The organism is Alloyangia pacifica (assembly GCF_020524285.1).
In the GTDB taxonomy this organism is placed as follows: Bacteria; Pseudomonadota; Alphaproteobacteria; order Rhodobacterales; family Rhodobacteraceae; genus Salipiger; species Salipiger pacificus_B.
Genome location: NZ_JAIVKX010000006.1, coordinates 1 through 13,251, shown reverse-complemented (window position 1 = coordinate 13,251; position 13,251 = coordinate 1). Strand labels below are relative to the sequence as shown.

Below are 13,251 nucleotides of genomic sequence, written 5' to 3'. Positions count from 1 at the left end.
CGCCCGGCCATGAGTTTCGACTGGTGGACATTGGGGCTGCAGACGGTCAACCTCCTCGTCCTGCTGTGGATCCTATCGCATTTCCTGTTCCGCCCGGTGTCAGAGATCATCGCGAAACGGCAGGCGGCGGCAACGGACGAGCTGTCCCACGCCCGCGCCGCACGGGCCGAGGCCGAGGCCGCGCGCGACGCGGCACAGGCGCGTGACGCAGCCGTCGCGGCGCGGCGCGCCGAGCTGCTCACCGGCGCGCAGGCCGAGGCCGAGAGTGCAAAGCGGCAAATGCTGGAGGAGGCCCGCAAGGAGGTCTCCAAGCTCCGCGCGGAGGCACAGGCCGAGGCACAGCGCCGCCACGCCGAGGCCGAACGCGCGCTGCGGGACGAGGCGGCGGATCTCGCCGTCGATATCGCCCGGCGCCTGCTCGACCGCCTGCCCGAGACCACGCGCAGCTCCGGCTTCATCGACGGGCTGGCGCAGGCGGTGGCGGCGTTGCCCGAGCAGACCCGCGAGGGCCTCGGCGCCGAGGGGCCGGTGCCGGTGCGCGCCGCACGGGAGCTGAGCGACGACGAGACCGTCCTGCTCAAGTCCCGACTGGCCGAGGTTCTGGGCCGCGAGATCGCGCTTGCCGTCACCGCCGATCCGTCGCTGATCGCCGGGATCGAGCTCGACGCCCCGCACGCGGTGGTGCGCAACCATTTTCGCGCCGACCTCGACCGCATCCGGCAGGAGCTGCTGAGACATGACTGACGAGACCCCCTCCGCCGACTGGCTCCGCCAAGGCCGCGCCGCGATTGCCCGCGCCACTCTCGAGCCCGAGGCGGAGCCCATCGGGCGGGTGATCTCGGTCGCCGACGGCATCGCCCGCATCTCGGGCCTGCCGGATGCGCCGCTCGGCGCGCTGCTGCGCTTCGAGGGCGGGCAGGCCGGCTTCGCGCAGACATTGGACGCCCATGAGATCGACGCGGTGCTCTTCGACGATGTCACCGGGATCGAGGCGGGTGCCAAGGTCACCGACACCGGCGACATCGTCCGCGTGCCCATCGGCGAGGCACTTCTGGGCCGCATCGTCGACCCGCTTGGCCGCCCGATCGACGACGGCCCGACGCTGGACGCCTCGGAAACCCTGCCCATCGAGCGGCCCGCCCCCGGGATCATCGACCGCGCGCTGGTGTCGGAGCCGATGATGACCGGAGTGCTGGTGGTCGACAGCCTGTTCGCGGTCGGTCGCGGCCAGCGCGAGCTGATCGTCGGCGACCGGGCCACCGGCAAGACCGCCCTCGCGGTGGAGGCCATCGTCAACCAGAAGCATTCCGACGTCCTCTGCATCTACGTCGCCGTCGGCCAGCGCGCCACGGCGGTGGAGCGGGTCGTGGCAGCGGTGCGCGAGCATGGTGCCCCCAAGCGCTGCGTCTTCGTCGTCGGCGATGCGGGCAGCGCGCCGGGGCTGCAATGGATCGCGCCCTTCGCCGGGATGAGCATGGCCGAGCACTTCCGCGACGCCGGGCGTGACGTGCTGATCGTGATCGACGACCTGACCCGCCACGCCGCCACCCACCGAGAGCTGGCGCTGCTCACCCGCGAACCGCCGGGCCGCGAGGCCTACCCCGGCGACATCTTCTACCTCCACGCCCGGCTGCTGGAGCGCGCCGCGAAGCTGCCGCCCGAGAGGGGCGGCTCGATCACTGCGCTGCCCATCGCCGAGACCGACGCGGGCAACCTCTCGGCCTATATCCCGACCAACCTCATCTCGATCACCGACGGGCAGATCGTGCTCGACTCGCATCTCTTCGCCGCGGACCAGCGCCCCGCGGTCGATGTCGGGCTCTCGGTCAGCCGCGTTGGAGGCAAGGCGCAGGCCCCTGCGCTGCGGGCCGTGTCGGGCCGGGTGCGGCTGGAGTACGCTCAGTTCCAGGAGCTCGAGATGTTCACCCGCTTCGGCGGCATTTCGAGCACGCGGGTCAAGGCGCAGATCGCCCGCGGCGAGAGCATTCGGGCGCTTCTCAACCAGCCGCGCTACGCCGGGCTGCGGCTGGTTGACCAGGTGGCGCTGCTGGCGGCGCTGGCCGAGGGCAAGCTCGACGGGCTGAGCCCGGAGCAACTGGCCGGGCTGCGGCGTCAGCTCCCGTCTCGGATTGATGCGGAAGGCGGAGAGGCAAAGGCGGGCCTCGAAGAGAGCGGTGCCCTGAGCGATGCCGCCCGCGCGGCGCTGGTGGAGGTGGTGGCCGGTCTGGCGCGCGAGCTGGGCGGGATGGAGACGGAGGGATGAGCGGCACGCTCTCGGACGTCGAGGAACGCATCGGCACCGTCCACAAGCTCTCGGCGGTGATCGCCGCCATGCGCGGCATCGCCGCCTCGCGGTTGCAGGACGCGCATGGCCATATCGGCGCGATCCGCCTCTATGCCGATACCATCGGCGAGGCCATCGGCCACGCGCTGAGCTTCACCGGGCCGGACCGGGCAGAACCGCCCTCGTCCGCCAGCGGCGGCGCGCTCTTCATCGTGCTCTGCGCCGAGCAGGGCTTTGCCGGCAGCTTCTCGGCGCGGGTGCTGGAGGTGACGCAGGTCGCGCTGCGCAAGGCACAGAACCCGGCGGACGTGCTGCTGATCGGTGACCGCGGGCTGCTCGTCGCTCCCGACTACGGCATTGCGCCGAGCTGGAGCGCGCCGATGATTGCCCATCCCGCGCGCACGCCGCATCTTGCCGGGCGGATCGCCGAGGCGGTCTTCGAGCGCGTCTCGGGCGGTCGCGCCACCTCGGTCTCGGTGCTGCATGCCGCGCCAGGTGGCTCCGAAGGCTACGACGTGGTGCAGACGCGGCTGGTGCCGTTCGACTACTCGCGTTTCCCCCTGCCCCATGCGGCGCTGCCGCCGCGGATCACCCTGCCGCCGGAGGACCTGCTCGCCCGGCTGGTCGAGGAATACATCTTCGCCGAGATCAGCGAGGCGCTGATGCTCTCCTTCGCCGCCGAGAACGAGGCCCGGATGCGCGCGATGATCGCCGCCCACGACAATGTCACCCACTCGCTCGACGCTCTCGTCGGGCAGGCACGGCGGTTGCGGCAGGATGCGATCACCGAGGAGATCATGGAGCTTGCCACCGGCAGCCTGCCGGTGGGTTGAGCCGAGGAGGACCTGATGACCGAGGACTGCCCCGAGACCCAGCCGCCGAGCGCGGATCGCGACGTGGACCTGCCCTGGTGCGCGCCGAAGCCCGCGACCGAGGACCGGCGCGCTCCGGACCTCGTGCGCCGGATCATGGCGAGCCCGAGCTACCTCGAGGGCGATCACGACGTGGACTTCCTCGACCGGGACGACATGCGCGGGGTTCGGCTCATGCTCGACTACCAGAAGGCCGAGACGCTGCTGCAGGCGCATGGCATCGCGCATTCCATCGTCGTCTTCGGCGCGACCCGCATCCCCGAACCGGCCCGCGCCGCCGCGGGGGTTGCCGCGCGGGAGGGCGCGTTGGCGCGAGACCCGGACAATCCGGAGCTGCGAAGCACGCTCGCCATCGCCCGGCGGGTCGCGGACAAGAGCCGCTATTACGAGGTCGCGCGCGCCTTCGGGCGCATCGTCGGCACACAGGAGGGGCAGCACGGCAACCGGCTGGTGGTGGTGACCGGCGGCGGACCGGGCATGATGGAGGCGGCGAACCGCGGCAGCCACGAGGCCGGCGCGCGCAGCGTCGGGCTCAACATCACCCTGCCGCACGAGCAATACCCCAACCCCTACCTGACCCCCGACCTCTGCTTCCGCTTCCACTACTTCGCGCTGCGCAAGCTGCACTTCCTCAAGCGCGCCCGCGCCCTGGTGGTCTTCCCCGGCGGCTACGGCACGATGGACGAGCTTTTCGAGACGCTGACGCTGATCCAGACCCGCAAGATTCTGCCCGTGCCAGTGGTGCTGGTCGGCGAGTCCTTCTGGCGGCGGGCCTTCGACGTGGATTTCCTCGTGGAGGAAGGAGTGATCGACCCCGAGGACCGCGCCCTCTTCTGGTACGCCGAGGAGGCCGGGGAGATCTGGGAGGGCATCCGACAATGGTACGCGCGCGCCGGGCGCGCGCTCACCGCCGCAGCGCCGGGACCGGCCGACCCATGACGCCCCGCCAAGATCCTCTGCCGTTCCACGCGCTGCCCCCGCAGGCTGTGCTCGAGGCCATGGCGGCCTCGGAGGCCGGGCTGAGCACCGCCGAGGCGGAGCGCCGCCGCGCCGTGCATGGGCCGAACCAGCTGCCCGAGCCGGCGCAGCGGCACCCGGTCCTGCGTTTCCTGCTGCAGTTCCACAACGTGCTGATCTACGTGCTGATCGGCTCGGCGCTGGTCACCGCCGCGCTTGGGCATTGGGTCGACACCGGGGTCATCCTCGCGGTGGTGCTGATCAATGCCGTCATCGGCTCCGTGCAGGAAGGCCGCGCCGAAGACGCCATGGCCGCGATCCGCCGCATGCTGGCGCCGCGTGCCTCGGCGCTGCGGGACGGGCGGCGGCGGAGCCTCGACGTGGCCGGCCTCGTGCCCGGAGACATCGTCTTCGTCGAGCCGGGCGCGCTGGTGCCCGCCGACCTGCGGCTGCTGGAAGCGCATGCGCTGAAGGTGCAGGAGGCCGTGCTGACCGGCGAGTCCCTGCCCGTCGACAAGGGCACCTCCGCCGTGGCGCCGGAGAGCGCGCTCGGCGACCGCAGCGCGATGCTGTTCTCCGGCACTATGGTCGCGGCGGGCACCGGAAGAGGCGTCGTCGTGGCCACCGGGCTCGAAACCCAGATCGGCCAGATCAGCGGCATGCTTTCGCGCGTCGAGACGGTGAAGACCCCGTTGCTGACCCAGATGGACCGCTTCGCCCGCTGGCTCACCGCCGTCATCCTCGTGGTCGGTGTCGCGCTCATGGCCTATGGCTTGGTGGTCCGCCACCTGCCCTTCGGCGATCTCTTCATGGCCATCGTCGGCCTTTCGGTCGCCGCCATCCCCGAAGGGCTGCCGGCGGTGCTGACCATCACGCTGGCGGTCGGCGTGCAAAAGATGGCCCGGCGCAACGCCATCGTCCGCCACCTGCCCGCGATCGAGACGCTGGGATCGGTCTCGGTGATCTGCTCGGACAAGACCGGCACGCTCACCCGTAACGCCATGACGGTGGCCAGCCTCGCCTCGGCGGCACGGGTCTACACCGTGGCCGGCAATGGTTACGCCCCGGATGGCGCGATCCGCCCGGATGGGCCCGGGGATTTGCCCGACGCAGGTACAGAGCTGGATGACTTCGCCCTCGCCGCCGCGCTGTGCAACGACGCGCTGCTGCATCAGGGCGAAACCGGCTGGCAGGTCGACGGCGACCCGATGGAGGGCGCTCTGCTGGCGCTGGCCGGAAAGATCACCGGCGACGGCGCCGCGCCCTTCCGGAACTGGAGCCGCACCGATGCCATTCCCTTCGATGCCGCGCATCGCTACATGGCCACGCTGCACCACGACCACGAGGGCCACGCGCGTATCCACGTCAAGGGCGCCCCCGAGGTGGTGCTGGCACTCTGTCGCGACCAGCGGCGCGAGGATGGCGGCACCGCGCCGCTCGACGCGCGGCACTGGCACGAGAGGGTCGAACGTCTCGCCGCCGAGGGTCAGCGGGTGCTCGCGGTCGCGCAGCGTGCCGTTCCGCCGGACCACAGCGTGCTGAACGTGGCCGATCTTGCCGGAGAGCTCACCCTGATCGGGCTCGTCGGGCTGATCGACCCGCCCCGCCCCGAGGCCATCGCCGCCGTGGCCGAATGCCGAAGCGCCGGGATCCGGGTGAAGATGATCACCGGCGACCACGCGGCGACCGCCCGCGCCATCGCGGCCCGGATTGGCCTGCAGAACGTCGAGCGGGTGCTGACCGGCGCCGAGCTCGAGGCAATGGGCGACGCGGCGCTGGCTCGCGAGGTCATCGACACGGATATTTTCGCCCGCACCTCTCCGGGCCACAAGCTGCGCCTTGTCTCGGCGCTGCAATCGCACGGGCTGACGGTGGCGATGACCGGCGACGGGGTCAACGACGCGCCGGCCCTCAAGCGCGCTGACGCGGGTGTCGCCATGGGGCTGTCGGGCAGCGAAGCCGCCAAGGAGGCCGCCGCCGTGGTGCTGGCCGACGACAACTTCGCCTCGATCGTCGCCGCGGTGCGCGAGGGGCGCGCGGTCTACGACAACATCACGAAGGTGATCAGCTGGACCCTGCCGACCAGCACCGGCGAGGCGATGACGGTAATCGTCGCGCTCTTTGCCGGCATGGCGCTGCCGATCACCCCGGTGCAGATCCTCTGGGTGAACCTGATCACCGCCGGCACGTTGGGGCTCGCGCTGGCCTTCGAGGCGCCGGAGGCGGGCGCCATGCGCCGCGCCCCCCGGCCCCGCGCCGCGCCGCTGCTTAGCGGCGCGCTGCTCTGGCACATCGTGCTGGTCTCGGCGCTGTTCCTCGTGGCGGTCTTCGGCATGTATTTCCGTGCCATCGCGCAGGGCCAGTCCGTCGCGCTGGCGCAGACCATCGCGATGAACACGATGGTGATCCTCGAGATCTTCCACCTGTTCTTTATCCGCAACATCCACGGCACCTCGCTGACCCTGCGCGCGGCGCGCGGCACGCCGATCATCTGGGCCTGCGTCGTCACCGTCACCGCCGCGCAATGCGCAATCACCTACCTGCCGCCGCTGCAGGCGATCTTCCGCACCGCGCCAGTGTCTTTCGCCGACGGCCTGCTCGCGGTGCTGGTGGGCGCCGTCTTCCTCATGCTGCTCGAGGGCGAAAAGCGGCTGCGCCTGCGCTGGCGCGGCTCCGGCCGCTAGGGGAGCGCCCCGGCCACGGGACCGACCAGCGCCAGAACCGCCCCGCCCGACAGGATCGCTGCGAGGTAGACCGGCAGCACCCGCAGACCCAGCGCCATGTTGCCGGCGAAAAGGCTGATCCCGCCCTTCACCGCCGAGTTCACCGAAACGGCGATGAAGATCGCCACCGCGCCGTGGAAGACCGACAGGTTGTCGCCTACCAGCCGCGAGACCGAGATGGTCAGCGCATCCACATCCGTCAGCCCGGAGAGCGCCGCCGCGGCGTAGACCCCCTCGACGCCGAGCCAGAGCCGCAGGTAGTGCACGCCGAGCAGGACCACCGCGAGCACGGCGGCAAAACCGAGCGCGGCGCCAAGCTCGAGCGGGTTGCCGATGCCCTCGACACTCCCGGCCTTTTCCCCGGTCTTGCGCGCGCGCATGTAGAGCGCCCCCGTCGCCAGCAGGCCGACCCCGGCCATCAGCCCCACCGGCAGCGCCAGTTGCGCCAGCAATGCGGGCTGGAACACGGCGACCAGCGCGAGCACGCGCAGGAAGGCCACGGACCCGGCCGCGAGAATGCCCGCCGCCGCCATCGGGGCGAAGCCCGGCTGCGCCCGCACCACGCGCGACAGCGCCAGCGTTGTCGAGGTCGACGAGGCCAGCCCGCCACAGAGGCCGGTCAGCAGCATCCCGAGGTTCGCCCCGCCGAGCCGGATCGCCACGTAGCCGAGGAACGACAGGCCGGCGACCACGACCACCGCCCACCACAGCGCGTAGGGGTTGAGCACGCCACCGGGCCCAAAGCCCCGGTCCGGCATCAGCGGCAGCACCACCACCGAGATCAGCGCCAGCTTGAGCACCGCCGACAGCTCGATCTGCTCCATCCGCGCCACCCAGCGGTGCAACCGCGTCTTCATCGACAGGAGCAGCGCGGCGATCACGGCGACCGCCGCGGCGGGGGCCATCTCTCCCAGCATCGCGGCCGCGCCGAGCAGGACCACCAGCAGCAGGCTGATCTCGGTGGTCAGCCCCCGGTCACCGCTGCGCCGGGCCTCGATCCAGTAGCTCGCCGCGAGCAGCGCCGTCAGGCACAGCAGGACCGCCGCCAGGACCACCGGCGCGCTGAACAGCACCAGCCAGCCCGAAACGCCGCCGACCAGACCGGCAATCGCGAAGGTGCGCACGCCCGCGACGCGCTCGCCCTCCTTGTCGCCACGCCCGCTCCAGCCGCGCTCGAGGCCGATCAGTAGGCCGATCGCCAGAGCAAGTCCGAGGCGTTGGAAAATTTCGAGCGTTGTCATGGCGGCCCCCTGCGCGCGTTATGTGCAGTGTACACCTCTCGAGGCCCCGCCGCCTACCCGGGAGCGCCAGCGCTCGCCACCCGGCGCCGCGCGGTTTCAAAGCGGCAACAGCATCTTGGACGCGCTTCTGCATGTGCCGGCGTCCCTCCGATGCCGGCAAAAGAAAACCCCGCAGGAGTCGCCTCCCGCGGGGTCGTGCTTGGGATTTACGCCGGTTCAGGACGTGGTGGCCAGGTCCTGACGCTCGCGCTGAATGGCGATTGCGTCGAGCAGTAGCTCCGGATCCTCGCCCGCCGGGCAGACCTTGAGCGCGATATCGAAATCGGACATGCCCGATTGAAGAAGTTGCGAGACGGTCGAGGCCTGGTCTTTGCTGAAAATACCCATGTGAAAACTTTCCCTCCTTTTGCCCGGACATAGCGCCGCCTTTTGGGCGCGTGACGTCGTCCACTGACTGATGCTGAATGTTCGGGTATCCGCCGGGTGATCCGGCGGAGCCCATGCTCTAGCACAAAAAGGGAACGCGACAAAGAGGCTTTTGTCAGCGATCTCGGCCCGCGCGCAACAACGCCGCGTCACCTGGGTCTGCCGCGCCTCCAACGGATCCGGACGCGGGTCTTTCCGGAGCCTCGGAACTCCACCCGGACATGAGAAGACGCCGCGCAGAATGCGCGGCGCCTGTCGGGACATTCCGTTCCCGGCGTGATCTGGCGGGTCAGGTCTTGGCGTAGACGGGGAACATGCTCGCGTCGCCGTAGTCCTTGATCTCTTCGACGGTCTTCAGCGCGTCCATGTCCGCGTCGGAGATCACGAAGTCCAGATCGGCGTTGCTTTTCATGTGTGCCGGGTTGCCGGTCTTCGGCAACGCCGCAAGGCCCAGCTGCAGAACGTAGCGGATGCAGAGCTGCGGCACGGTGACGCCGTAAGTGTCGGCCATCGCCTTGATCTCGGCGTTGTCGAGGATCTTGCCGTGGGCGATGGGCGAGTAGGCTTCGACCATCACGCCGTTCTGCTTGCAGAAGTCGATCAGATCGAAGGGGGTGTTGCTGATATGCGCGAGGACCTGGTTGATCATCGGCTTGACGGTGGCGTGGTCGAGCAGGTTCTGCAAGTCGGCCTGCTTGAAGTTCGACACGCCGATGGCGCGGATTTTGCCCGCGTCGAGCGCCTCCTCCAGCGCTTTCCACGCCGCCAAGTTGCCCTCGAAAAAGCGGTCGTCGCCGCCGAAGTCGGCCCAGGGCTGCGGGCTGTGGATGATCATCAGGTCGATATAGTCGAGGCCGAGGGTCTCGAGCGAGCCGTCGATGGCCGCCTTGGCGCCTTCGTAGTCCTTCACTTCTGCAGCCAGCTTGGTCTGCAGGAAGATCTGGTCACGGGCCACGCCGCTCTCGCGGATGCCCGCTCCCACGCCGCGCTCGTTGCCATAGGCCTGCGCGGTGTCGATGTGGCGATAGCCCATCGCGATGGCCGCCTTGACCGCGTCGGCGACGACATCGTCTTCGATCATCCAGGTGCCAAGGCCGAGTTTCGGGAGCGCAACGCCATTGGGCAGGGTGAGGGATTCTTCGAGGATCATCTAGGTCATTCCTTCTTTGGGTCGGAGAGGTGCGGGCGGCGCAGTGATTGCCGGCCCGCAGATCCCGTCCGTGTCATGACCCGATATCTAGGCGAGACCGCCTGACTGGATAATCCGCCCAAAATTGAAGCCACTCATGAGAATTCTGCATGAATGGACCCATTGCCCGAGCGCCCGTCGCCTGCCTTGCTTCGAGCGCCCCTCAAGCTGTGAACATGAAAAACCCCCGGCAAGCCAAGCGCCTGCCGGGAGAAATTTCATGCCGGGGGTCGCGGCGGGTCAGTATTCCACCACCGCGCGGATCGACTTGCCTTCGTGCATGAGGTCAAAGCCGTGGTTGATCTCGTCGAGGGTCAGCTTGTGGGTGATCATCGGGTCGATCTCGATCTTGCCGTCCATGTACCACTCGACGAACTTCGGCACATCGGTGCGCCCCTTGGCGCCGCCGAACGCCGTGCCCTTCCAGACCCGGCCGGTGACCAGCTGGAACGGGCGGGTGCTGATCTCGGCCCCGGCCGGCGCCACGCCGATGATCACCGACACGCCCCAGCCCCGGTGCGAGCACTCGAGCGCATCGCGCATCACCTTCACGTTGCCCGTCGCGTCGAAGGAGTAGTCCACGCCGCCGATCTGGTCCGCCCCGCGCTTGGTCAGATCGACGATGGCCTGCACCGTGCTGTCGACCTTCGAGGGGTTCACGAAGTGGGTCATGCCGAACTTCTTGGCCATCTCGGCCTTGGAGTCGTTGAGATCGACACCGATGATCATGTCGGCGCCCGCCATGCGCAGACCCTGGATCACGTTGAGCCCGATGCCGCCCAGACCGAAGACCGCCGCCGTCGAGCCGATCTCGACCCCCGCCGTGTTGATCACCGCGCCGATGCCGGTGGTGACGCCGCAGCCGATGTAGCAGATCTTGTCGAAGGGCGCGTCATCGCGCACTTTCGCCAGCGCGATCTCCGGCATCACCGTGTGATTGGCGAAGGTCGAGCAGCCCATGTAGTGGTAGATCGGCGTGCCATCGAGCATCTTGAAGCGCGTGGTGCCGTCCGGCATCAGGCCCTGGCCCTGGGTGTTGCGGATCGCGGTGCAGAGGTTGGTCTTGCCCGACAGGCAAGACGGGCACTCGCGGCACTCGGGCGTGTAGAGCGGGATCACGTGATCGCCCGGCTTCAGCGTGGTCACCCCCTCGCCAACTTCCAGCACCACGCCCGCGCCCTCGTGGCCGAGGATGCAGGGGAAGAGCCCCTCGGGGTCCGCGCCGGAGCGGGTGAACTCGTCGGTGTGGCACAGGCCGGTGGCCTTGACCTCGATCAGAACCTCGCCGGCCTTCGGGCCGTCCAGTTCGACTTCCATGATCTCGAGCGGTTTGCCGGCCTCGAGCGCGACGGCTGCACGGGTTCTCATGTCTCTTTCCTTCCCGGAGTATCCAAGCGGTGACGGCGCTGCCCGACCGCGCGGGGGCGGCGAAGGGCAGGCCTCAGAAAAACGACGCGAAAGCCGGAGCCGCCTGCGCCGCGCCGCCTTTCCCATGCGCCATAAGTTCTATATCTGCGCGGCGTGAGCAATCGGGATGTTCGGCTGTTTCCGGACAAGTCACCCCCAGATCGCGCAGGAACCTGCAGACCAACGGAGCCCTCATGCCCGACACAGCCGCCCCCCGCTCGGCACAGGATGCCGCCGCGCGCCCCGCACGTCAGGTGCAGATCGTCATCTACCCGGGCTTCAAGTGCATGGAGGCGGTCGGTCCGGTGAACGTGTTCACCGCTGCGAACCGCTACCTCGCCGCCGCCGCCCACCCCGCGCGCTACGAGGTCGAGCTGGTCGCCCCGACGCCGGGGCCGGTGCAATCCGAGAGCTTCCTGTCGCTGACCGCAGAGCGCGCGCTGGCCGAGGCCACGCCGCAGGACACGGTGATGATCGCCGGGGCGCTCGAGATCGAGGAAGCGCTGCGCCAGAACCCGCAGATCGTCGACTGGTGCCGCCGCCACGCAACGCAGGCCCGCCGCTTCGCCTCGCTCTGCACAGGTACCTTCTTCCTTGCCGAGGCCGGGCTGCTCGACGGGCGCCGCGCCACCACCCATTGGAGCGTCGCCGAGCGGCTGCAGAAGGCCTATCCCGACGTGCGCGTCGAGGCCGATGCGATCTTCCTGCGCGAGGAGAGCCTCTATACCTCGGCTGGCGTGACCGCCGCCATCGACCTTGCATTGGCCTTCGTCGAGCAGGACTTCGGGCGCGACCTCGCGCTTTCGGTGGCGCGCGACATGGTGATCTATCTCAAGCGCCCCGGCGGGCAGTCGCAGTTCAGCGCCATGCTGACCGGCCAGACCCCGGCGCGCTCGGGCATCGCCGACATCCGGACCTGGATACATGCCAACCTCGACCGTAAGCTGCAGACCGGCGCCCTCGCGCAGCGCGCCGGGATGAGCGAGCGCAACTTCGTGCGGCAGTTCAGCCGGGACGTCGGCCAGAGCCCGTCGGACTACGTGATGAATGCCCGCTGCGAGCGGGCGACAACGCTGCTGCTCGAAACGGGGCTGCCGGTGAAGACCATCGCGCATCGGGTCGGCTTTTCCTCGGACGACCAGATGCGCAAGGCGTTCAGCCGCAAGTTCTCGCTGACCCCGCGCGAGTACCGGGAACGGTTCTCCACCGCGGCGTGAAGAACCCGCCCGCGGGCTACTGCGGGCTGACCGTGCGGTAGGCGCGACCGTACCACAGCAGCGGCTTGCGCTTTTCGCTGCGCGCCAGGTCGCGCACGTGACCGACAAAGAGCACGTGGCCCTCCGCCTCGAAGGCCTGTGCAACCCGGCAGTCCATCGACGCAACGGCATCGAGCAGCCGAGGCTCGCCCGAGGTCCAGCTTGACCAATCACCCTCGAAGAACCGCTCTTCCGGCGGCAGCGCGCCGGCGAAAGCGTCCGCGATGTCGTCCTGCCCTTCCGAAAGCATGGCGTAGGAGAAAGCGCCGGTCTCGCGGATCAGCTCCGCCAGTTCGGACCCGGCGGCGATCGACACGAGGATCGCGGCAGGCGCCACGCCAAGCGAGATCGCCGCGGTCACGGTCCGCCCGAGGCGATCCTCGCCGGAGCCGGAGGTCACCACGCAGACCGTCGCCGCGAGCGTCGCCATGGCATCACGGAACGCCTGCGGATCGGCGCCGGCGGTGTCCGATGCGGGCTCGCCGGCACCGTATTGGGTTGTCCAAGGTTTCATTTCCCGCTCCCGGGGTTGGGTGAAAAGAGCGTGGCAAGCTTGTCGGGCACGCTGTCCATCTTCGCCGCGTTGGCTGGCGGTGTACCCTGCGCGATGATCACCGGCCAGAGCTCGGCGTACGTGCGGTTGAACTCGACCCATTTGTCCATGTCCGGCTCTGTGTCCGGGCGGATCGCGTCGGCGGGGCATTCCGGCTCGCAGACGCCGCAGTCGATGCATTCATCGGGGTGGATGACCAGCATGTTCTCGCCCTCGTAGAAGCAATCTACCGGGCAGACCTCGACGCAGTCCATGTATTTGCAGGCAATGCAGTTCTCGGTGACGACGTAGGTCATTCCATCTCCATCCGCCGTGGCGGACCTGTCCCGCCGTGCCAGTGCAC

12 protein-coding genes are annotated in these 13,251 nt (G+C 69.2%); 6 read left to right on the top strand and 6 right to left on the bottom strand.

Features of this window, described 5'->3' with window-relative positions; all coding sequences use genetic code 11:
• The first annotated feature begins 9 nt into the window (after positions 1-9).
• The 5 genes from LC039_RS09565 to LC039_RS09545 are packed head-to-tail and all read left to right on the top strand — an operon-like array spanning position 10 to position 6,797.
• On the top strand, positions 10-744 hold the full coding sequence (locus tag LC039_RS09565; protein ID WP_226623605.1) for a F0F1 ATP synthase subunit delta: 735 nt from the start codon (positions 10-12) through the stop codon (positions 742-744).
• Entirely contained in the window at positions 737-2,263 is a 1,527-nt protein-coding gene (locus LC039_RS09560; RefSeq protein ID WP_226623604.1) for a F0F1 ATP synthase subunit alpha, read from the top strand. Before LC039_RS09565 ends, LC039_RS09560 begins: the two co-directional genes overlap by 8 nt.
• Complete coding sequence (locus LC039_RS09555) at positions 2,260-3,117, top strand: F0F1 ATP synthase subunit gamma (protein ID WP_226623603.1); 858 nt, start codon at positions 2,260-2,262, stop codon at positions 3,115-3,117. The genes LC039_RS09560 and LC039_RS09555 overlap by 4 nt, the downstream gene beginning before the upstream one ends.
• A gap of 15 nt (positions 3,118-3,132) precedes the next feature.
• Positions 3,133-4,095, top strand: coding sequence for an LOG family protein (locus tag LC039_RS09550; RefSeq protein WP_226623602.1), 963 nt, complete (start codon positions 3,133-3,135; stop codon positions 4,093-4,095).
• Positions 4,092-6,797: an HAD-IC family P-type ATPase gene (locus LC039_RS09545; RefSeq protein ID WP_226623600.1), complete on the top strand. Its 2,706-nt coding sequence runs from the start codon at positions 4,092-4,094 to the stop codon at positions 6,795-6,797. Before LC039_RS09550 ends, LC039_RS09545 begins: the two co-directional genes overlap by 4 nt.
• Here LC039_RS09545 and LC039_RS09540 read toward each other — a convergent pair.
• The 4 genes from LC039_RS09540 to LC039_RS09525 all read right to left on the bottom strand — a co-directional run bounded on the left by LC039_RS09540 (position 6,794) and on the right by LC039_RS09525 (position 11,060).
• Positions 6,794-8,077 (bottom strand): MgtC/SapB family protein, encoded by a 1,284-nt coding sequence (locus LC039_RS09540; protein ID WP_226623598.1) that lies wholly within the window; start codon positions 8,075-8,077, stop codon positions 6,794-6,796. The two genes, LC039_RS09545 and LC039_RS09540, sit on opposite strands and share 4 nt — an antisense overlap.
• A gap of 216 nt (positions 8,078-8,293) precedes the next feature.
• A complete protein-coding gene (locus tag LC039_RS09535; RefSeq protein WP_226623597.1) occupies positions 8,294-8,464 on the bottom strand; it encodes a hypothetical protein in 171 nt (56 codons plus the stop codon).
• Positions 8,465-8,792: 328 nt separating this feature from the next.
• Entirely contained in the window at positions 8,793-9,653 is an 861-nt protein-coding gene (locus tag LC039_RS09530) for an aldo/keto reductase (protein WP_226623595.1), read from the bottom strand.
• 279 nt (positions 9,654-9,932) lie between these two features.
• Positions 9,933-11,060 carry an S-(hydroxymethyl)glutathione dehydrogenase/class III alcohol dehydrogenase gene (locus LC039_RS09525; RefSeq protein ID WP_226623593.1) on the bottom strand — a complete coding sequence of 376 codons (1,128 nt, stop codon included), beginning with the start codon at positions 11,058-11,060 and terminating at the stop codon, positions 9,933-9,935.
• Positions 11,061-11,293: 233 nt separating this feature from the next.
• Between LC039_RS09525 and LC039_RS09520 the strand changes: the two genes are divergently transcribed.
• Positions 11,294-12,316: a GlxA family transcriptional regulator gene (locus tag LC039_RS09520; RefSeq protein WP_226623592.1), complete on the top strand. Its 1,023-nt coding sequence runs from the start codon at positions 11,294-11,296 to the stop codon at positions 12,314-12,316.
• Between the two features lie 16 nt (positions 12,317-12,332).
• Here the strand turns inward: LC039_RS09520 and LC039_RS09515 are convergent, their stop codons facing one another.
• The gene (locus LC039_RS09515; protein WP_226623588.1) at positions 12,333-12,869 is read right to left on the bottom strand and encodes a flavin reductase family protein; all 537 of its coding nucleotides are present in this window, start codon (positions 12,867-12,869) and stop codon (positions 12,333-12,335) included.
• The gene (fdxA, locus tag LC039_RS09510; protein ID WP_226623805.1) at positions 12,866-13,204 is read right to left on the bottom strand and encodes a ferredoxin FdxA; all 339 of its coding nucleotides are present in this window, start codon (positions 13,202-13,204) and stop codon (positions 12,866-12,868) included. The genes LC039_RS09515 and fdxA overlap by 4 nt, the downstream gene beginning before the upstream one ends.
• Positions 13,205-13,251 lie beyond the last annotated feature (47 nt).

Coding starts and splice junctions, on each gene's coding strand:
- LC039_RS09565 (WP_226623605.1), top strand. CDS start 10: ATGAGTTTCGACTGGTGGACATTGGGGCTGCAGACGGTCAACCTCCTC.
- LC039_RS09560 (WP_226623604.1), top strand. CDS start 737: ATGACTGACGAGACCCCCTCCGCCGACTGGCTCCGCCAAGGCCGCGCC.
- LC039_RS09555 (WP_226623603.1), top strand. CDS start 2,260: ATGAGCGGCACGCTCTCGGACGTCGAGGAACGCATCGGCACCGTCCAC.
- LC039_RS09550 (WP_226623602.1), top strand. CDS start 3,133: ATGACCGAGGACTGCCCCGAGACCCAGCCGCCGAGCGCGGATCGCGAC.
- LC039_RS09545 (WP_226623600.1), top strand. CDS start 4,092: ATGACGCCCCGCCAAGATCCTCTGCCGTTCCACGCGCTGCCCCCGCAG.
- LC039_RS09540 (WP_226623598.1), bottom strand. CDS start 8,077: ATGACAACGCTCGAAATTTTCCAACGCCTCGGACTTGCTCTGGCGATC.
- LC039_RS09535 (WP_226623597.1), bottom strand. CDS start 8,464: ATGGGTATTTTCAGCAAAGACCAGGCCTCGACCGTCTCGCAACTTCTT.
- LC039_RS09530 (WP_226623595.1), bottom strand. CDS start 9,653: ATGATCCTCGAAGAATCCCTCACCCTGCCCAATGGCGTTGCGCTCCCG.
- LC039_RS09525 (WP_226623593.1), bottom strand. CDS start 11,060: ATGAGAACCCGTGCAGCCGTCGCGCTCGAGGCCGGCAAACCGCTCGAG.
- LC039_RS09520 (WP_226623592.1), top strand. CDS start 11,294: ATGCCCGACACAGCCGCCCCCCGCTCGGCACAGGATGCCGCCGCGCGC.
- LC039_RS09515 (WP_226623588.1), bottom strand. CDS start 12,869: ATGAAACCTTGGACAACCCAATACGGTGCCGGCGAGCCCGCATCGGAC.
- fdxA (WP_226623805.1), bottom strand. CDS start 13,204: ATGACCTACGTCGTCACCGAGAACTGCATTGCCTGCAAATACATGGAC.